The following is a 17,960-nucleotide window of genomic DNA, read 5'->3' on the forward strand; positions in this document are numbered from 1 at the left end:
TCTCCTATCGTCCCGTGTCGCCCTTGCCGGCGAGCACGCGGTCGAGCCCGTAGAAGCGGTCGAGCAGAATCAGGGCGGTCATGGTCACAGCGATCACGCAAGCCGAGACCGACGTCACCAGCGGATCGATGTTGTCCTGAATATAAAGGAACATGCGCACGGGCAATGTCTCGGTGCCGGGCGCCGCAAGAAAGACGGTCATGGTGAGATCGTCGAACGACTGGATGAAGGCGAGCGCCCAGCCGCTGATCACGCCGGGCAGGATCAGCGGCAGCGTGACCCGCCGGAACAGCGTCCAGCCACCGGCGCCAAGCGAGACCGCGGCCATCTCGACGGTGCGGTCCATACCGGTCGCGGCCGCCAGCGTCAGCCGCAGCGCGAACGGAAACACGATGATGACATGCGCGATGATCAGCGCAGCGAAGCTGCCACCCAATCCAGCCGACGTGAAGAAGCGCAGGAACGCGATGCCGAGCACGACATGCGGAATCATCAGCGGTGATAGAAACAGCGCCGCAAGCGCGTCACGTCCGCGAAAACGATAGCGCGCGATTGCGAGCGCCGCAGGTACCGCGAACGACAGGGCCACGAAAGACGACAGCGCGCCGAGGCCGAGACTGATCCAGAAGGCATGGATGAATTCCGGATAGTCCGCAATCGCCCTGAACCAGCGCAGCGAAAAGCCGCTGGTCGGCAGCGACAGGAAGCCTTCGGGGGTGAAGGCGACGAGGCAGACCACCAGAATCGGCGCCACCATCACGATGACGAAGACGGTGTGGAAGATCAGCGCCAGCGGGCCGTTCCGCCTCATCGGAACACCTCCGCATAGCGGCGCTCGATCAGCGCATTGCTACCGACCACGATCAACACCAGCGCGACCAGCAGGAGTGTCGCGACCGCTGCGCCCAGAGGCCAGTTCAACGTATTGAGGAATTCGTCATAGGCGAGCGTCGCCGCGACCTTGAGGCGGCGGCCGCCGATGATCGCAGGTGTCGCGAAGGCGCTGGCCGAAAGCGAGAACACGATGATCGCGCCCGACAGCACGCCCGGCATGATCTGCGGCATGATGATGCGGCGGATGATCGTGACGGGGCCGGCGCCGAGCGACATCGCCGCATTCTCGATCTGCGGGTCGAGCCGCTGCAGCGCGGCCCACACCGAGAGCACCATGAACGGCATCATGACATGCGCGAGCGCGACGACCATACCGGTTTCGGTGAACATGAAGGGAATGGGGGAGCGGATTGCGCCGAGCGACATCAGGAGCTTGTTGACGAGGCCGTTGTTGCCGCCGAACAGCAGCGCCCAGCCGAGCGTGCGTGCCACCACGGAGATCAGCAGGGGTCCGAGAATCACGAGCAGGAAAAAGCTCTTCCAGCGGCCGCTCATGCGGTTGAGGATGTAGGCCTCGGGCGCGCCGAGCAATGCGGTCAGGAGCGTAGTCAGGACCGCGACCCGAAACGTCCGCCAGAACATCTCGGCGTAGTAGGGGTCGGTCGCTATCTCTTTCCAGTTCTTGAGGATGAAGACGGGTTCGATACCTTTGTACTGGCCCCAATCGTGGAATGACAAGATGACGGTCATGGCCAGCGGGATCAGCAACACGCCGACGAACAGCATCAGAGCAGGCGCAGTCAACGCCCAAGGCGCTCGCGCATGTCGCTCCTGGGCGGACGCGCTCATGCGAGGCTTCTCGCACGCACGCTCATGTCCTCCGGACGCCAGACGAGACGGACCGCCTCCCCCTCGTTCGGCTGCGGCTTGCCGTCATTCTGGCGGATCACGATCGCGGGACCGCATTCGCCGTCGCACTGGAACAGCCAATGATTGCCCTGGAAGATGCGCGTGATGATTTTTGCGCTGAGGCCGGCATCGCCAAAGCCAATCCTTTCAGGGCGAATGCTGACGGTGACAGGCCCGTTGAGCCCAACCGGCGCCGGTGCGCTCCAGGAGCCCGCGACCACCTTTGCTGGCGTCGCCGTCCGATCGATCGTCGCAGCAAAATCGTTGGTCTTGCCGAGGAATTGCGACACGAAGGCCGAAGCAGGCCTCTCATAGGTCTCCTGCGGCGTGCCGATCTGCGCTATCTTGCCCTGGCTCATCACCACGATGCGGTCGGACAGCGACATCGCCTCGTTCTGATCATGGGTGACGAGGATCGTCGTGGTGCCGATGGTGCGCTGGATCTGGCGCAGCTCGATCTGCATCTCCTCGCGCAGTTTTGCGTCGAGGTTCGACAGCGGCTCGTCGAGCAGCAGCACGCTCGGCTTGATCACCAGCGCACGCGCCAGCGCCACGCGCTGCTGCTGGCCGCCGGACATGCGGCGGGGATGACGATCCTCGTAGCCGCCAAGTCCGACCATGGCCAGCGCGGCGCGAACGCGCTCGGCCTTTTCGGCGCGCGGCACGTTGCGCATCTCGAGGCCGAAGGCGACGTTCTCCGCCGCCGTCATGTGCGGAAACAGCGCGTAGCTCTGGAACACGATGCCGAGCCCGCGCCTGGCCGGATGGATGGCGGCGAGATCCTTGTCTTCCAGGCGGATCGCGCCGCGCGTGGGATCGAGAAAGCCAGCGATCATCTGTAGCGTCGTGGTCTTGCCGCAGCCGGAGGGGCCAAGGAAGGAGATGAACTCCCCCTTGCCCACGGTCAGACTGAAGTCATCGACCACAGTCATCGCACCGAACTGTTTTGCGACCCGGTCGAGCTCGAGATAGACCTTGAGCTGTCTCCGCTTCGGACGATCAGATCAGCGCTCGACCTCGCGATTCCAGCGCTTGGTCCATTCCTCGCGCTTCTCGTTGATGACAGTCCAGTCCGGATTATAGAGCTTTGCCGCCCGCTCGCCGATCGGCGCCATCTTGCCGAGCTCCGGTGGCACCTTCAGCGATTTCAGCACCGGGCCGTAGCCGTAATCCTTGAGCATCACCAGCTGGATTTTGGGATCGAGCAGCATTTTCACGAAGCTCGACGCCAACGGCGAGGCGCTCGGCTTGGCGATCGGGCACGCCGTCGTCAGCAGCGTCGCAGCACCTTCCTTCGGGTAGACGAAGTCGACGGGGAAACCGGTATTGGCAAAACTCTGAACGCGGCCGGTGCCCCACACCGCGATGACCGCCTGGCCGGACTGGAACAGTTCGGTCATCTTGCCCGGCGACGGCTCATAGGCGAGCACATTGGGGTTGATTTGTTCCTTGAAGATCTTGAAGCCGGACTCGACGTTGCTCTCGCCGCCACCGTTCATCTTCGACAGCATCACCAGCGCTTCGAGACCATAGGTGTTGTTGATCGGCGGGATCACGAGCTGTTTGGCGTATTTCGTGTCCTTGAGGTCATTCCACGACGTCGGCGGCGCCCAGCCTTTCTCGGCGAACACCTTGGTGTTGTACATCAGCCCGGTCGCGACGATGCCGACCGCGACCGCACGATCATCCTTGAAGCGCGCGGTGTCGTAGAGATCGGCGGCCGGCAGGCCCTCGAGCTTGCCGCAGAAGCCGAGCTGGATTGCCTGATACATCGGACCATCGTCGACGATGGCCACGTCGATCTGCTGGTTACCCTTCTGCGCCTGAAGCTTGGCCAGCGTGTCGGTGGAGTTGCCGGCGACGTACTCGACCTTGACGTTGTTCTCCTTCTCGAAGGTCGGGATCACCTCATCGCGGATGGTCTTCTCGAATGAGCCGCCATAGCCGGCGACATAGAGCGTCTTTTGTTGGGCGGAGACGGCCGACGGGAAGACGATGAGCGCTGCGAGGCTGACCGCGGTCAGAAGGCTGGAAGTCTTCATGGGGACCGATCTCCAATACCGGAATGAGGTGACGTGCCGAAAAATCCCTGGCTGAAGCGGGTGGCCGTGTTTCCTTCTGCGCCCTCCCGCAGCAGGGCTCCTGCGTTGCGGGTTGGGGCGCGATCTGGAGGTTGGAACGCCTCCAAGCTGCCGAAAAAGCGGGCCGTCTCCAGTCCTGATGAAAAAGATCGCAAACCACGACTTCCATCGTCCAATGAATAATGGCAACCTTTGCATGCCTGAATGTTATGAATGGATTTTTGGGATGGCGCGGATCAATTCGCGGCAGGTGGAAGCGTTTCGGGCGACGATGCTGACCGGCAGCGTGACCGAGGCGGCGGCACTGATGACGGTGACACAACCAGCGGTGAGCCGGTTGCTGCGCGACCTCCAGGCGCTGTTGAAAATGGAGCTGTTCGAGCGGCGCGGCACGGGTCTGGTGCCCACCGCTGCGGCGATGGCCCTTTATACGGAGGTCGAGCGGTCCTTCGTCGGCCTCGAACGCATCAGCGCAGCAGCGGAGGAAATCCGCAGCCGTCGCACCGGCTCGCTGCGGATCGCGGCCCTGCCGGCGCTGTCGAACGGCTATCTGCCGCGGCTGACAGGTCATTTCCTAAAGGAACGGCCGAATCTCAACCTCGCCTTCTTCGGCGTGATCTCGCCGATCGTGGTCGACTGGGTGCTGAACAATCAGTGCGATGTCGGCTTTGCCGAGGTGCCGATCGCGCATTCCGGCTTGCCGAGCCAGAAGCTTCCGGCACCCGCACGTGTCGCGGTGCTGCCCACAGGACATCGCCTCGCCGAGAAGCAAGTGCTGGAGCCGCGGGACTTCGAGGGCGAGACCTTCATCTCGCTGTCATCAGGCTCGTCGAGCCGGCACCTCGTCGACCAGGTCTTCCATCGTCACGACGTCCGCCGCGTGCTGCGCGTGGAGACGGCGCTGTCCGAGATCATGTGCGGCCTGGTGTCGTCAGGTCTTGGCGTCGCGATCTGCGATCCCTTCACCGCGCAGGAGTTCTCCACGCGCGGCGTCGTCGTGCGCCGCTTCCTGCCGCGCATCGACTTCGAGTTTTCAGCCGTGTTTCCCGCGCAGCGCAGCCCCTCGCCGGTGGCGCTCGATCTGGTCGAGACGATGCGCAAGTCGCTCGCGGAGTTCGACGCCCGACCCGCGTCGGGATGATCGAACGCTTGCAGAGAGAAAGCCGATCTCCTACCTGAGGACACATGGCACGCATCACCATCATCGAGACCGGGCAGGTCCCGCCAAAATATCGTGAGCGACACGGCTCATTCCCGGACATGTTCGAGCGCATGGTTCGCGCCGAGGATCCATCAGCCGCGGTCGACATCGTCAGCATCCCGAACGGCGATGCGCTGCCCGATCCGGGCAAGCTCGAGGCCGTGCTGATCACCGGTGCCGCCGCCGGCGTCTATGACGGCCTCGACTGGATCGCACCGCTGGAAGATTTCGTACGCAGCGCCTACGCCAGCAGAACGCCGATGGTCGGCGTCTGCTTCGGTCACCAGCTGATCGCGCAGGCACTCGGCGGGACCGTACGCAAATCGGACAAGGGCTGGGGCATCGGCCGGCACGTCTATCGCGTGCTACCGGACAACGGCGTCGTCGATGGCGAAGCGGTTGCCATTGCCTGCTCGCATCAGGACCAGGTGATCGAATCGCCCGCCGGTGCGCTGACTATCCTCTCGTCGGAATTCACCCCGCATGCCGGCCTGCTCTACGCCAACGGCGCGACGCTGACGGTGCAGCCGCATCCGGAGTTCGATGTGGCGTTCGCGGAAGTATGCTGCGAACTGCGCGAGGGCAAGGCGCCGGATGATGTTGTTGCCAAGGCAAGGGCGTCGCTGGCAGAGCCGATGGACAGCGCGAAGCTCGGCGGCGCGATTACGAGGTTTTTGGCGAGGCGCTGATTTCACCTCGCCCCCGCTTGCGGGAGAGGGAGAGGCGCAATTCAGAACGGATCCGTCCCCAGCCCCGGCACATCAGCCGGCCGCGGCCCCGGCGCTGCCCAGTGAAAGCGGCGGTCCGTCTTGGAAATCGCGATGTCGTTGATCGAGGCCTCGCGCCGCCGCATCAGGCCGTGCTCGTCGAACTCCCACTGCTCGTTGCCGTAGGAGCGATACCACTGGCCACTGGCGTCGTGCCATTCATACTGGAAGCGCACCGCGATGCGGTTTTGGTCGAAGGCCCAGAGATCCTTGATCAGGCGATAGTCCTGCTCCTTCTCCCATTTTCGGGTAAGGAAGGCGACGATGGCCTCGCGGCCCTGAAACACTTCCGAGCGATTGCGCCAGCGGCTGTCCTCGGTATAGGCGAGCGAGACCCGCACCGGATCGCGTGAATTCCAGGCATCTTCGGCCATCCGCGCCTTTTGCGCAGCAGTTTCTCGGGTGAAGGGCGGAAGCGGCGGGCGCGACATTGTGGCCTCATCGGTTGATCGGGACCGCAATCTATTCCTGCTTGCGACGGAGTCGATAGGGCATCCCCTATCAGGCGATCACGAAATCAGATCGGCCTTCATCAGCCTGCGGATCGATTTCGGGATCGGCTGCGCCCGGCCGCCGCTGATGAAGGCGACGCGCACCTCAGCCTTGACCAGCAGCTCCTCACCGCGCCGCACCTCCTGCGCCAGCATGATCGACGCGCCCTTCACCGCAACCGGCCAGGTCACGACATCGAGCACATCGTCCATCCGCGCCGGCTTGAGGAAATCGAGATGCATCGAGCGCACGACGAAAGCGAAGCCTGCGCCTTCGGTTTCGACCTGCTCGAACAGCGCCTGCTGCTCGGCGCCCATCAACCTGAGATGATTGGTGCGCCCACGCTCCATGTAGCGCAGGTAATTGGCGTGATACACGATGCCTGAGAAATCCGTGTCCTCGTAATAGACGCGGACCTGCATGTGGTGGCGGCCGTCGCGGATCTCGCCGTCGAGATGGGCTGTCACGTCGCGAGCCTCTTCGCTTGTAGCTACCGGCCCGTTGTGCGCAAAAACGCCCGGCCGCGCAAGCGCGGCTAGGACACAATTGCGGCCGGCGCCCGTCCCAAGGTCACCTCGACGATCTCGGGCGGCACGCCGACGCGGACCGGCACGATGCTGCAACCGAGACCGCCGGAAACGACGACGTCGCATTTCAGCCGAAAGTGGCCGTAAACGAGTTGCGCGGCATATTCCGGCGGAAGCGCGGGCGACCAGCCGAACAGGCGGACCTGGCCGCCATGGGTGTGGCCGGACAGCTGCAGCGCGACGCGCGCGGGCACGCGCCAGGCGATGTTGGGCTCGTGCGCGAGCAGGATCACGGGCGCATCGTCGGTGATCCTCGCGAGCGTCGCCATGAGATCGTCGGCGCCAAAGCTCCGCGCGCGACCGTAGCGTTGGGCCGGCGCGTAGGCGAGCTGATCGCCGAGACCGGCGAGCCAGAACGAGCGGCCGTCCTTGGTGAGGCGCACGGCGTCGTTTTCATAGACGGGAATGCCGGCCGCCTGCAGCGCGCGTCGGGCAACCGGCACGCCCTGCCCGGCGCGCTGGACGACCTTGTCGTCCCAATAATCGTGATTGCCCAGGACGGCATGAATGCCGAGTGGCGCCTTGAGGCCGGTCAGCACCCTGGCCCATTCATCGGCCGCAATGAGCCGCGTGACATAATGGTGGCCGGCCACATAGTCGCCGAGCAGAACGACGAGATCGGGCTTGAGCGCGTTGGCCTGATCGACGATGGCCTCGATCCGCTCGAGCGACATCCAGGGCTCGCAGGCATGGATATCGGCGATCACGGCGATCCTGAGCGGAAAATCGGCGGGCCATTGCCGCGGAGCCGGGCGATAGCGGGTGATCCGTGGCCGCAGCTCCGGCTCAACGCCGACGCCATAGGCGGCCGTCGAGAAGCCGAGCGCTGACAGGCCGCCGACAGAACGGATGAGATGACGTCGAGAAATCATGGAAGCTTGCTCGTGATGCGCTTCCGTGATGCAGCTCGAATGGAGCGGAATTGGGGTGCGCTTGTGCAAATCATCTGCACAGAGATTACAGAAATTTCATGACGTCAGGAGCACCGCGCGAGCGCGCAGATCACTCGTCGGTTTCGTCCGAGCCGAACAGGCCGAACTGCGCCGCCGCATCCCGCGACGGTTCGGCGATGCCGAGATGGCGGAAGGCGTGCGAGGTGAGCAGGCGGCCGCGCGGGGTACGCTGCAGATAGCCGCACTGAATGAGATACGGCTCGATGATGTCCTCGATCGCATCGCGCGGCTCTGACAATGCCGCCGCCATCGTCTCGACGCCCACTGGGCCGCCGCCATAGTTCATCGCGATCGTCGTGAGATAGCGGCGGTCCATGGCATCGAGGCCGGCGGCGTCGACTTCGAGCGCACTCAGCGCGTGGTCGGCGATCTTGCGGTCGATCTTGTCGGCATCGGCCGCGGAGGCAAAATCGCGAACGCGGCGGAGCAGGCGGCCGGCGATGCGCGGCGTGCCGCGGGCGCGGCGCGCGATTTCGTTGGCGCCATCCGCGCTCATACCCACCTTGAGCACGCGCGCACCACGGCTGACGATGCTCTCCAGCTCCTCGATCGTATAGAAGTTGAGGCGGACGGGAATGCCGAAGCGGTCGCGCAGGGGATTGGTAAGCAGGCCGGCGCGCGTGGTGGCGCCGACGAGGGTGAATTTCGACAGCTCGATCTTGACCGAGCGAGCCGCCGGCCCCTCGCCGATGATGAGGTCGAGCTGAAAGTCCTCCATCGCCGGATAGAGCACCTCCTCCACCGCCGGACTGAGGCGATGGATCTCGTCGATGAAGAGCACGTCGCGCTCTTCGAGATTGGTCAAGAGCGCGGCGAGATCGCCGGCCTTGGCGATGACGGGACCCGACGTGGCGCGAAAGCCGACCCCCAGTTCCTTGGCGACGATCTGCGCCAGTGTGGTCTTGCCGAGACCGGGCGGGCCGACGAACAGCACATGATCCAGCGCCTCGCCGCGCTTGCGCGCCGCCTCGATGAAGATCGAGAGATTTTGGCGCGCCTGTTGTTGGCCGACGAAGTCGGACAAGGATTGCGGACGCAGTGCAGTGTCGCCGACATCGTCGCTGCGGCGCTCGGGCGAGACCATGCGGTTGGGCTTGGGATCGCTCACTTCGCGAGCTCCTTCAGGCCGAGGCGGATGAGCTGCGCCGTCTCGGCATTCTCACCCGCGCTGCGCGACGCGGATGCAATGGCCGCAGCGGCCTGCGGCTGGCCGTAGCCGAGATTGACCAGCGCGGAGATCGCGTCCGTCACCGGTCGTGGCGCGCGCTGCTCGTCGACTGCGCCGGCGAGATGCACGACCGCCGGATCGACATTGGCGAAGGCCGGCGCCTTGTCCTTCAACTCGGTGACGATACGCTCGGCCACCTTGGGCCCGACGCCGGGCGTGCGCGCGACAGCCGCCTTGTCACGGAGGGCAATCGCATTGGCGAGATCGGCCGGCGCCAGCGTGCCGAGCACGGCGAGCGCGACCTTGGCGCCGACGCCCTGCACGGTCTGGAGCAGGCGAAACCATTCGCGCTCGTGATCCGTGCGGAAGCCGAACAGTTTTATCTGATCCTCGCGGACATAGGTCTCGATCGACAATACGGCCGCTTCGCCCGGTGAGGGCAGATGCTGCAGCGTGCGTGCCGAGCAATGCACCTGATAGCCGACGCCGCCGACGTCGAGGAGAACGTAGTCCTCGCCGTAGGAATCGATCAGGGCCCTTGAGCTTGCCGATCATAGTCCCGCGACCTTCAGCCGAAGCGCCGTGCTCTGGCGGTGATGGGCGTGCGTGATGGCGATGGCGAGCGCATCCGCGGCGTCCGCCGACGGCGGCTCGGCCTTGGGCAGCAAGATCTTCAGCATCATTGCGATCTGTTGCTTGTCGGCATGGCCGGCGCCGACCACGGTCTTCTTCACCTGGTTCGGCGCGTATTCGGCGACAGCGATGCCGAACATCGCGGGCGCGAGCATGGCGACGCCGCGAGCCTGGCCAAGTTTCAGCGTCGCGACGCCGTCCTTATTGACGAAGGTCTGCTCGACCGCGGCTTCCGTCGGCTGGTGACTGGAGAGAACGGCCGCAAGCCCCTCATGGATCGACAGCAGCCGGCTCGACAGCGGCAAATCGTGCGGCGGTTCCACTGAACCGCAGGCGACGTAGATGAGGCGGTTGCCCTCAGCCTCGATCACGCCCCAGCCGGTGCGGCGCAGGCCGGGGTCGATGCCGATGATGCGAACGGGTTGGCGAATCGGGAGCGCGGTCATGGGCCAGTGATAGCGGTTGGCCCATGATAGCGAAACACAAACAGAACAGAAGTAAACAGGGGAAAGGAGTTTCGCGTTCCTAGCCGCCCATCTTCGCGACTAGCGTGTCCGACACCTCGAAATTGGCGTAGACGTTCTGGACGTCGTCATGCTCGTTGAGCAGGTCCATCAGCTTCAACAGCTTCTCGCCGGTCTCATCGTCGACGGCGACCGTGTTCTGCGGTTTCCAGATCAACGCGGCCTTGCGCGGCTCGCCGAACTTGGCTTCCAGTGCCTTGGCGACGTCGCGATAACCTTCGGTCGAGGCGTAGATTTCGTGACCGCTCTCGCTCGAGACCACGTCGTCGGCGCCGGCCTCGATCGCGGCATCCAGCACCGAATCGTCGTCAGCGACGCTGCGGTCATATTCGATGATGCCGGTGCGATCGAACATGAAGGAGACCGAGCCGGTTTCGCCGAGATTGCCGCCGGACTTCGTGAAGAACGAACGGATGTCGGATGCGGCCCGGTTGCGATTGTCGGTCAGCGCCTCGACGATGACCGCGACGCCGCCGGGGCCATAGCCCTCGTAGCGGATCTCGTCATAGTTCTCGCCTTCGTTGCCAAGCGCCTTCTTGACCGCACGCTCGATATTGTCCTTCGGCATGTTTTCCTGACGCGCCGCGATGATGGCCGCACGCAGGCGCGGGTTCATGTTGGGGTCGGGCGTGCCCAGCTTGGCCGCGACGGTGATTTCGCGCGCCAGCTTGCCGAACAGTTTTGACTTCTGCGCATCCTGCCGCCCCTTGCGGTGCATGATGTTCTTGAATTGGGAATGTCCGGCCATGCGTGATCTTCTCTAGGGAATCGTGCGCCAAAGGTGAGCGTGGGGAAGCGCGGGCCTTATAGGCCGCCAACCCACCGGAATGAAAGGGCCTCTCATGCCTTAAGGTATCGACGTAGTGCACGATGCCCAAGAAACAGGCACCGTTAACCCTGATTTCACTCTGGTCTGGGAAAATAGCGTCCGCCCGTTCCCCGACAAGAGTAGAGCCGATGGCGTTCGCATTATTTCGGAAGCGTCTGCCCGACATGGCCGCGCCCGCGGTCGCTTCGCCGGCCGCCCAGCCGGCAGCCGAGCCCGCCCCGGCCGCCGAGGTCGATACGGCCCGCGAAATCCTGGAACTGCTGGAACTCGAGCTCGGCGCCATGATCCGCCAACTCGAGCGCGCCGCCAATTCGGTCGCAGGTGGTGCCGAAGCGACCGCGGCGACGCTCGCCGATATCCGCCGGCGCACCGATGCTCTGACCGGCCGGACCAACGCCGCACAATCGAACGCCTCGGGCTTTGCTCGGGCCGCCGACAAGTTCACCCAATCCGCGCAAGGCATCGGCGCGCAGGTCCGCGAGGCCGGCAAGCTCGCCGACCAGGCCAGCGCCGCCGCCCAGGAAGCGCGCGAAAATGTCGATCGCCTGCGCGAATCCTCCGCCGCGATCGGCAACGTCGTCAATCTGATCGCCCAGATCGCGCGGCAGACCACGCTGCTCGCGCTCAACTCGACCATCGAAGCCGCGCGCGCCGGGGCCGCCGGCAAGGGCTTTGCGGTCGTCGCGACCGAGGTGAAGGCGCTTGCGGTGCAGACGCAAGGAGCGACGGAGGAGATTTCCAAGAAGATCGACGCGCTGCAGCGAGACGCCGCAGGCTCCGCCGACGCCGTGCACCGCATCTCGCAGGCCATCGAGGCGATCCGTCCCGTGTTCGACACCGTCAATGGCGCGGTGGCCGAGCAGAATGCCACCACCAGCGAGGTCTCCGGCAGCGCGAGCAGCGCATCGCAATTCATCATCTCGGTCGGCGAGAGCGCGGCCGAGATCGACGCCGCGACCAAGGCGGCCGAGACCCATGGCGAGAACGTCGCCAGCGCCGGCAAGGCGGTGACGACATTCGCGCAGAAGCTGAAATCGCGATGCGCCGTGCTGCTCAAGCAGAACGAGCACGACGACCGTCGCAAGACCGAGCGGCTGCCCTGCCAGCTCAAATTCGAGAGCGGGCGCGGCGTGCTGCCGGTCTACGAGATCGCGATGGACGGCGTGCTGATCGGCGGCGCGGACGCAAGCCGGCTCGCGCCGCAGGCGATCCTCGACGGCATCCTCGAAGACGTCGGCGCCTGCCGCCTCCGCGTGGTCGAGCAGTCCAAGGCCGGCGCGCGCACGCAATTCGTCAACGCCAATGCCGCGCTGCGCGAAAGGATCGAAGACAAGCTCTGGTCGATCCACGAGGAGAATACGGAGTTCGTCACCCGCGCGATGGAGGCCGGCAACGCGCTGACGCGGATATTCGAACAGGCAGTCGCGCGCGGCGAGGTCAGGATGGACGACCTCTTCGACACCGACTACGCCGCGATATCAGGCACCAATCCGCAGCAGTACCGTACGAGATATCTTGATTGGGCCGATCGCGCGCTGCCGCCATTCCAGGAAGCCTTTCTGGCCAAGGAGCCCCGCATGGCGTTCTGCGCCATGGTCGACCGCAACGGCTTCCTGCCGGTCCACAACAAGATCTATTCGCATCCGCAGCGACCGGGCGATGCCGCCTGGAACACGGCCAATTGCCGCAACCGCCGCATCTTCAACGATCCGGCGGGGCTGGCGGCGGCGCACAACCAGCGCTCGTACCTGATCCAGAGCTATGCGCGCGACATGGGCAACGGCAACATGGTGATGATGCGGGAAATCGACGTCCCGATCCGCGTGCAGGGCCGGCACTGGGGCGGATTTCGCACGGCCTACAAGCTGTAGTGCACGCTCAGGCCAACACGCCGGGCGCGAATCATCCTTAAAGATCGAACGCGGGATGGGAATGCCGCGCGGAGCCAATGGTCGGCCCCGAGTCGAGGCCCCGGGGTTATGGGTCCCGCCCCCGTGCGCAATTGCGCAACTGGGCCGGGACCACACGAACTGTGCAGTACTCGCCCTCAACTCAACCAGAACTTCGGCGTCGCCGGCTCCAGCCTTCCGCCTGCGCGCACCGGTGCAATCCGCAGCGCGAGGCCCGTTGCGTCATCCGTCTCGACCGCCACGCCACTCAGCGTCGCAACGCCCGCGGCCGGCTCGAAGCGCCCCGACGGAATCCCGGACGTGAATCGCCGCAGCGGCTCCTCCTTCTGCATGCCGATGATGGAGTCGTAATCGCCGGTCATGCCGGCGTCGGTCATGTAGGCAGTGCCGCCTGACAGGATCTGGTGATCGGCGGTCGGGACATGGGTGTGGGTGCCGACGACCAGGCTGGCGCGGCCATCGCAGAAGAAGCCGACGCCCTGCTTCTCGCTACTCGCCTCGCAATGGAAGTCGACGACGATAGCGTCGGCCGCGACGCCGAGCGGACAGGCACCCAACTCGCGCTCGAGCGCTGCGAAGGGATCGTCGAACGGGGTCATGAAGACGCGCCCCAACGCGTTGACGACGAGGGCATGCTTGCCGTTCTTGGTCTCGACCAGAGCGGCGCCGCGGCCGGGCGTGCCGCGCGGATAGTTCGCGGGACGCACCAGGCGCTCGGCGCGCTCGATGAAGACGAGCGCCTCGCGCTGGTCCCAGGAGTGATTGCCAAGCGTCACCGCATCGGCGCCGGCGTCGAGAAACTCCTGATAGATGGCTTCCGTGATGCCGAAGCCGCCGGCCGAATTCTCGCCGTTGACGACGACGAAATCGAGGGACCAGTCCTTGACCATGCCGGGCAGAAATTCGGCGATGGCGTTGCGCCCGCTACGGCCGACGACATCACCCACGAAGAGAATGCGCAACTTCAGAACTCCGGAAATCGAACACGTCGGATTCCGTTAGCACATAATCCAGCGCCACGTCGTGCGATAGTGCCGGAACCGCCTTGATCTCCTGCGCTGCAAAAGCGAGCCCGATGCCGAGGATGTTCTTGGCTTTGCGCAAGTGCGCAAAGGTGAAATCATAATGCCCCGCACCATAGCCGATGCGGTGGCCCAGACGGTCGAAGGCCGCAAGCGGCGTCAACATAACGTCGGGAATGACTTCGCTCGCCGCAGGCGACGGCTCCGGGATGCCGAGCGGGCCGAGCATGAGGCGATCATTTGGATGGAAGATGCGGAAGATCAGCGACTGGCCGCGCGCGGTCACGCAGGGCAGCGCCAGCCTGGCGCCCTCCTCCGCGAGCTTCTTCATCAACGGCATCGGATCGATCTCGCTGCGGATCGGCGAGTAACCGGAGACGACGCTGCCGGGCAGCAGCTTGAACGGCAGCCCACGCTTGGCGAGCTTTGCCGCGGCGGTGCTGCGCTTCTTCTCGCTGAGTGCGTCGCGCGCGGCGAGGGCTTTGGCGCGGAGTTCGGATTTGGAGTTGGACATGCGCAGGGTCCCCACGGTCATCACCCGCTTGTGCACCCTTGCGCACCGGGGCGGGTGATCCAGCATTCCAGAGGCGGTGGCGATTCACACAAGAGCCGCGGCGTACTGGATTCCCCGCTTTCGCGGGGAATGACACCTGCCGAATTGGCCGCACTCGTTTCGACAGGCACGAACCAAGCAAACAAAAGTGCGAAGCCGCGGACGCCGTTGAAGCACTCGATCCCGGAGTTCCCTACGAAAGTAGGTGGGCACCATATGTCCGGGCCCACGGGCCCGGCCAGGGACAGTTCCCTAAAGGATCGATAAGGCCCCGGGGATATATGGCTCCTGACGCACGTCGCAGCCTCGCTCGCGCAATGTAACAACGATACTGACGAATCGCCAGCCCAACCGGTGGTTACTCACTTCTCCCGCTTGCGGGAGAGGTCGCGCCGCAGGCGCGGGTGCGGTTCTCTCCTCTTGGGGGTCCTTTCCCAGCGGAGAGGGAGAGGAGACCATCACCCGATCGCAATTCCATTCCCGACGGTCCGGTTCAACACCTGCGTCGACTTCTCGATACGCTCCGCCGCTGCGTTCAGCGCGTTGACCACGGCGGTCTGCGTGATCCGGGCGCGCTCGACGGCGGCGTTGCGGAAATCGCGGAGCTCGACCAGCTCCTGCTCCATGGTGCGGATGCGATTGCCGGCGTCGACCAGCTCGTCGCAGACGGTCAGCGCCGCCATCACGGTAAGTCGCGCATCGCCGATCTCACCGAATTTCCCACGCAGCGACTGGATCCGCGTCTCCAGGCTTTCGGCGAGCTTCAACAGCCGCACCTCCTGGCCTTCCTCGCAGGCCATGCGGTATTGCCGGGCGTTGATGGTGACGTTGATGTGGCTCATCCGTCCTCTCCGGTATCGAGCACCGAGCGTATCGTCACGATCGCGGAGTCCAGCCGGTCGGAGATCTCGCGGTTGGTGCGCTCGAGCTTGCGCGCCTTCATCAGCGCACCATCGAGCTCGTCGGCTAAGCGCGAGCGGTCTGCGCCCAGCGCCTGGATTCGCGTCGCAAGCTCGTTCTCATCGCGGTCGGCGTCGCGCCGCCGCTCGACCGCGCTTTCGAGCGCGTCGAGTGCCGCCGTGAGTCTACGGGTCGCGATCTCGATCTCGACGGCGGAGGACTCCGTCATGGCAGAGCTTTTGGAAACGCGATCGTTCATGCAGTCAGCGGCGGAACCTGTGGGCTTGCGTAACCTTTACCTCGGGGGCCTGCCGCCCGGCAAAAGACTCGGTTCGGCAAGCGGTTAGAAGCAGAAATTTACGTGGCAAGCTAGCCAAGCGCAACGTCGCCGCGAAACTATGCACCGATAAGCAGCTTTTCGGGTCGTGGCGCGTTTGATTGCCTTGGCCTGCCGGAACCGAGATGCTATCCCAGCCCCGACCTTCCGAGGCCGAAAGGCTCCTTTCCGCGCGGGCGAACCGCCGCCAAGCGCTTCATTTCAGACGGATTTCAGACATGACGCAGGTCGACCACAACCGCATGGCCAACGCAATCCGCGGCCTCGCAATGGATGCCGTCGAGAAGGCGAAGTCGGGCCATCCCGGCCTGCCGATGGGCGCCGCCGACATGGCCACGGTGCTGTTCACGCAATTCCTGAAATACGATGCGGCTGCAACCGACTGGCCCGACCGCGACCGGTTCGTGCTGTCGGCCGGCCACGGCTCGATGCTGCTCTACGCGTTGCTGTACTTGACCGGCAACGAAGCGATGACGCTGGACCAGCTCAAGAACTTCCGCCAGCTCGGCTCGCTGACACCGGGGCATCCCGAGAATTTCCACACCAAGGGCATCGAGACCACCACCGGCCCGCTCGGCCAGGGCATCTCGACCGCGGTCGGCATGGCGCTCGCCGAGAAGATGCTCGCCGCCGAGTTCGGCAGGAAGATCGTCGATCACCACACCTATGTGATCGCCTCCGACGGCGACCTGATGGAAGGCGTGTCGCAGGAAGCGATCGCGATGGCCGGCCACTGGAAGCTCGGCAAGCTGATCGTGCTCTACGACGATAACGGCATCTCGATCGACGGCCCGACCTCGATCTCCGACTCGGTCGACCAGGTGAAGCGCTTCAAGTCGGCCGGCTGGGCCGCCGAGAAGATCGACGGTCATGATCAGGCCGCCATCGCGGCTGCGATCACCCGCGCGCAAAAGTCCAACAAGCCGACGCTGATCGCCTGCCGCACCACCATCGGTTTCGGCGCGCCGCACAAGGCCGGCACCGCGAAGGCGCATGGCGAAGCGCTCGGCGCCGACGAGCTCAAGGCCGCCAAGGAAAATCTCGGCATCTCGCTCGAGCCGTTCTCCGTGCCCGACGACGTGCTGAAGGCCTGGCGCGCAGCCGGCAGCCGCGGCGCAGCCGCTCGGCAGGAATGGGAAGGGCGGCTCGGCGAACTCGGCAGCCGCAAGCGCGCCGAGTTCGAGCGCCGCCTGCGTCATGAGCGACCGGCCTCGCTCGCCAAGGCATTCCGCACCTACAAGAAGGAGCTTTTGGAAAAACCGATGACTGCGGCCACCCGCAAATCGTCGGAAGCCGTCATCGAGGTGATCGCCGGCGCGATGCCGATGGAATTCCTCGCCGGCTCCGCCGACCTCACCGGCTCCAACAACAACAAGGCGAAGTCGGCGACCGCCTTCTCCGCCAAGACGCCGAAGGGCCGCTTCATCCATTACGGCATCCGCGAGCACGGCATGGCGGCTGCGATGAACGGCATCTTCCTGCACGGCGGCTTCGCGCCGAACGGCGCGACCTTCCTCGTCTTCACCGACTACGCGCGCCCTGCGATGCGGCTGGCCGCGCTGATGGGCGCCGGCGTCGTCTACGTCATGACGCACGATTCCATCGGCCTTGGTGAAGACGGTCCGACCCATCAGCCGGTCGAGCATCTCGCAGCGCTGCGTGCGATTCCGAACATGCGCGTGTTCCGCCCCTGCGACGCCATCGAGGTCGCCGAGTGCTGGGAGCTTGCCCTGAACCGGATCGATGGCCCGACCGTGCTGGCGCTGACGCGGCAGAACCTGCCGCAGCTCCGCACCACCGCCAACGAGAACGCCTGCCAATCAGGCGCCTACGAACTGGTTGCAGCCCAGGGTGAAGCCAAGGCGACGCTGTTCGCCTCCGGCTCCGAGGTCGAGATCGCGGTGGCCGCCCAGAAGCAGCTCGCCGAGCGCGGCATCGCGTCGCGGGTGGTCTCGGTGCCCTCGCTCGAGCTGTTGTTAGCGCAACCAGAGGCCAAGCGTGCCGCCATCATCGGCCATGCGCCGGTGAAGGTCGCGATCGAGGCGGCCGTGCGCTGGGGCTGGGACGCCGTGATCGGCCAGGATGGCGAATTCGTGGGCATGCATTCCTTTGGCGCCAGCGCGCCGGCAAAGGACCTTTTCAAACACTTTGGCATTACCGCCGAGGCTGCGGTTAACGCCGTCGTGAAGCGCGTTTCCTGAGAGTTGAGCTTGCCCGAAAAAAGGACTACGTAGTCTTCCATATGATCAAGCACCGCCCG

General features: G+C 64.9%; 18 protein-coding genes, 1 other RNA gene and 1 pseudogene. 4 read left to right on the forward strand and 16 right to left on the reverse strand.

From position 1 onward, the window contains the following. Positions 1–4: 4 nt before the first annotated feature. The 4 genes from ACVWZ4_RS07375 to ACVWZ4_RS07390 all read right to left on the reverse strand — a co-directional run bounded on the left by ACVWZ4_RS07375 (position 5) and on the right by ACVWZ4_RS07390 (position 3,785). Entirely contained in the window at positions 5–811 is an 807-nt protein-coding gene (locus tag ACVWZ4_RS07375; RefSeq protein WP_456736258.1) for an ABC transporter permease, read from the reverse strand. After that, positions 808–1,683 (reverse strand): ABC transporter permease, encoded by an 876-nt coding sequence (locus ACVWZ4_RS07380; protein WP_456739995.1) that lies wholly within the window; start codon positions 1,681–1,683, stop codon positions 808–810. Before ACVWZ4_RS07380 ends, ACVWZ4_RS07375 begins: the two co-directional genes overlap by 4 nt. Next, the gene (locus ACVWZ4_RS07385; protein ID WP_456739996.1) at positions 1,680–2,675 is read right to left on the reverse strand and encodes an ABC transporter ATP-binding protein; all 996 of its coding nucleotides are present in this window, start codon (positions 2,673–2,675) and stop codon (positions 1,680–1,682) included. Before ACVWZ4_RS07385 ends, ACVWZ4_RS07380 begins: the two co-directional genes overlap by 4 nt. 72 nt (positions 2,676–2,747) lie before the next feature. Next, positions 2,748–3,785 (reverse strand): ABC transporter substrate-binding protein, encoded by a 1,038-nt coding sequence (locus ACVWZ4_RS07390; RefSeq protein ID WP_456736260.1) that lies wholly within the window; start codon positions 3,783–3,785, stop codon positions 2,748–2,750. Between the two features lie 265 nt (positions 3,786–4,050). Here ACVWZ4_RS07390 and ACVWZ4_RS07395 point away from each other — a divergent pair, with 265 nt between their 5' ends. Continuing rightward, complete coding sequence (locus tag ACVWZ4_RS07395) at positions 4,051–4,965, forward strand: LysR substrate-binding domain-containing protein (protein ID WP_456701281.1); 915 nt, start codon at positions 4,051–4,053, stop codon at positions 4,963–4,965. A 44-nt stretch (positions 4,966–5,009) separates the two neighbouring features. Further along, the gene (locus ACVWZ4_RS07400; RefSeq protein ID WP_456739997.1) at positions 5,010–5,714 is read left to right on the forward strand and encodes a type 1 glutamine amidotransferase; all 705 of its coding nucleotides are present in this window, start codon (positions 5,010–5,012) and stop codon (positions 5,712–5,714) included. Positions 5,715–5,755: 41 nt separating this feature from the next. Here ACVWZ4_RS07400 and ACVWZ4_RS07405 read toward each other — a convergent pair whose 3' ends face one another. The 7 genes and pseudogenes from ACVWZ4_RS07405 to ACVWZ4_RS07435 all read right to left on the reverse strand — a co-directional run bounded on the left by ACVWZ4_RS07405 (position 5,756) and on the right by ACVWZ4_RS07435 (position 10,897). Then, positions 5,756–6,223: a nuclear transport factor 2 family protein gene (locus ACVWZ4_RS07405; protein WP_456739998.1), complete on the reverse strand. Its 468-nt coding sequence runs from the start codon at positions 6,221–6,223 to the stop codon at positions 5,756–5,758. Positions 6,224–6,301: 78 nt separating this feature from the next. After that, entirely contained in the window at positions 6,302–6,751 is a 450-nt protein-coding gene (gene ybgC, locus ACVWZ4_RS07410) for a tol-pal system-associated acyl-CoA thioesterase (protein ID WP_456701278.1), read from the reverse strand. 68 nt (positions 6,752–6,819) lie between these two features. Beyond that, positions 6,820–7,743 carry a metallophosphoesterase gene (locus ACVWZ4_RS07415; protein WP_456739999.1) on the reverse strand — a complete coding sequence of 308 codons (924 nt, stop codon included), beginning with the start codon at positions 7,741–7,743 and terminating at the stop codon, positions 6,820–6,822. Between the two features lie 130 nt (positions 7,744–7,873). Further along, positions 7,874–8,908 (reverse strand): Holliday junction branch migration DNA helicase RuvB, encoded by a 1,035-nt coding sequence (gene ruvB / locus ACVWZ4_RS07420; protein WP_456738234.1) that lies wholly within the window; start codon positions 8,906–8,908, stop codon positions 7,874–7,876. A 20-nt stretch (positions 8,909–8,928) separates the two neighbouring features. After that, positions 8,929–9,547 (reverse strand): annotated as a pseudogene (gene ruvA / locus ACVWZ4_RS07425) (Holliday junction branch migration protein RuvA). Continuing rightward, on the reverse strand, positions 9,544–10,071 hold the full coding sequence (ruvC, locus tag ACVWZ4_RS07430) for a crossover junction endodeoxyribonuclease RuvC (protein WP_456701275.1): 528 nt from the start codon (positions 10,069–10,071) through the stop codon (positions 9,544–9,546). The pseudogene ruvA and the gene ruvC overlap by 4 nt, the downstream one beginning before the upstream one ends. A gap of 79 nt (positions 10,072–10,150) precedes the next feature. Next, entirely contained in the window at positions 10,151–10,897 is a 747-nt protein-coding gene (locus ACVWZ4_RS07435) for a YebC/PmpR family DNA-binding transcriptional regulator (RefSeq protein WP_456740000.1), read from the reverse strand. Positions 10,898–11,106: 209 nt separating this feature from the next. Here ACVWZ4_RS07435 and ACVWZ4_RS07440 point away from each other — a divergent pair, with 209 nt between their 5' ends. Further along, on the forward strand, positions 11,107–12,849 hold the full coding sequence (locus ACVWZ4_RS07440) for a methyl-accepting chemotaxis protein (protein WP_456736265.1): 1,743 nt from the start codon (positions 11,107–11,109) through the stop codon (positions 12,847–12,849). 176 nt (positions 12,850–13,025) lie between these two features. On the opposite strand, the gene ACVWZ4_RS07445 is transcribed toward ACVWZ4_RS07440, so the two are convergent. The 5 genes from ACVWZ4_RS07445 to ACVWZ4_RS07465 all read right to left on the reverse strand — a co-directional run bounded on the left by ACVWZ4_RS07445 (position 13,026) and on the right by ACVWZ4_RS07465 (position 15,592). Further along, on the reverse strand, positions 13,026–13,850 hold the full coding sequence (locus ACVWZ4_RS07445; protein WP_456701272.1) for a TIGR00282 family metallophosphoesterase: 825 nt from the start codon (positions 13,848–13,850) through the stop codon (positions 13,026–13,028). Then, positions 13,828–14,424, reverse strand: coding sequence for a 5-formyltetrahydrofolate cyclo-ligase (locus ACVWZ4_RS07450; RefSeq protein ID WP_456701271.1), 597 nt, complete (start codon positions 14,422–14,424; stop codon positions 13,828–13,830). The genes ACVWZ4_RS07445 and ACVWZ4_RS07450 overlap by 23 nt, the downstream gene beginning before the upstream one ends. A 188-nt stretch (positions 14,425–14,612) precedes the next feature. After that, positions 14,613–14,773: non-coding RNA, 6S RNA (ssrS, locus tag ACVWZ4_RS07455), on the reverse strand. Positions 14,774–14,921: 148 nt separating this feature from the next. Next, a complete protein-coding gene (locus ACVWZ4_RS07460) occupies positions 14,922–15,305 on the reverse strand; it encodes a cell division protein ZapA (protein WP_456701270.1) in 384 nt (127 codons plus the stop codon). After that, a complete protein-coding gene (locus ACVWZ4_RS07465) occupies positions 15,302–15,592 on the reverse strand; it encodes a DUF4164 domain-containing protein (protein WP_092227135.1) in 291 nt (96 codons plus the stop codon). The genes ACVWZ4_RS07460 and ACVWZ4_RS07465 overlap by 4 nt, the downstream gene beginning before the upstream one ends. A 326-nt stretch (positions 15,593–15,918) precedes the next feature. On the opposite strand from ACVWZ4_RS07465, the gene tkt reads away from it, so the two are divergent. Continuing rightward, positions 15,919–17,901 (forward strand): transketolase, encoded by a 1,983-nt coding sequence (gene tkt / locus ACVWZ4_RS07470; protein WP_456701269.1) that lies wholly within the window; start codon positions 15,919–15,921, stop codon positions 17,899–17,901. Positions 17,902–17,960 lie beyond the last annotated feature (59 nt).

The sequence above is a fragment of the Bradyrhizobium sp. USDA 4472 genome, assembly GCF_054058595.1.

Coding starts and splice junctions, on each gene's coding strand:
- ACVWZ4_RS07415 (WP_456739999.1), bottom strand. CDS start 7,743: ATGATTTCTCGACGTCATCTCATCCGTTCTGTCGGCGGCCTGTCAGCG.
- ACVWZ4_RS07375 (WP_456736258.1), bottom strand. CDS start 811: ATGAGGCGGAACGGCCCGCTGGCGCTGATCTTCCACACCGTCTTCGTC.
- ACVWZ4_RS07385 (WP_456739996.1), bottom strand. CDS start 2,675: ATGACTGTGGTCGATGACTTCAGTCTGACCGTGGGCAAGGGGGAGTTC.
- ACVWZ4_RS07450 (WP_456701271.1), bottom strand. CDS start 14,424: ATGTCCAACTCCAAATCCGAACTCCGCGCCAAAGCCCTCGCCGCGCGC.
- ACVWZ4_RS07405 (WP_456739998.1), bottom strand. CDS start 6,223: ATGTCGCGCCCGCCGCTTCCGCCCTTCACCCGAGAAACTGCTGCGCAA.
- tkt (WP_456701269.1), top strand. CDS start 15,919: ATGACGCAGGTCGACCACAACCGCATGGCCAACGCAATCCGCGGCCTC.
- ruvC (WP_456701275.1), bottom strand. CDS start 10,071: ATGACCGCGCTCCCGATTCGCCAACCCGTTCGCATCATCGGCATCGAC.
- ACVWZ4_RS07400 (WP_456739997.1), top strand. CDS start 5,010: ATGGCACGCATCACCATCATCGAGACCGGGCAGGTCCCGCCAAAATAT.
- ACVWZ4_RS07390 (WP_456736260.1), bottom strand. CDS start 3,785: ATGAAGACTTCCAGCCTTCTGACCGCGGTCAGCCTCGCAGCGCTCATC.
- ACVWZ4_RS07435 (WP_456740000.1), bottom strand. CDS start 10,897: ATGGCCGGACATTCCCAATTCAAGAACATCATGCACCGCAAGGGGCGG.
- ACVWZ4_RS07395 (WP_456701281.1), top strand. CDS start 4,051: ATGGCGCGGATCAATTCGCGGCAGGTGGAAGCGTTTCGGGCGACGATG.
- ACVWZ4_RS07460 (WP_456701270.1), bottom strand. CDS start 15,305: ATGAGCCACATCAACGTCACCATCAACGCCCGGCAATACCGCATGGCC.
- ruvB (WP_456738234.1), bottom strand. CDS start 8,908: ATGGTCTCGCCCGAGCGCCGCAGCGACGATGTCGGCGACACTGCACTG.
- ACVWZ4_RS07440 (WP_456736265.1), top strand. CDS start 11,107: ATGGCGTTCGCATTATTTCGGAAGCGTCTGCCCGACATGGCCGCGCCC.
- ACVWZ4_RS07380 (WP_456739995.1), bottom strand. CDS start 1,683: ATGAGCGCGTCCGCCCAGGAGCGACATGCGCGAGCGCCTTGGGCGTTG.
- ACVWZ4_RS07465 (WP_092227135.1), bottom strand. CDS start 15,592: ATGACGGAGTCCTCCGCCGTCGAGATCGAGATCGCGACCCGTAGACTC.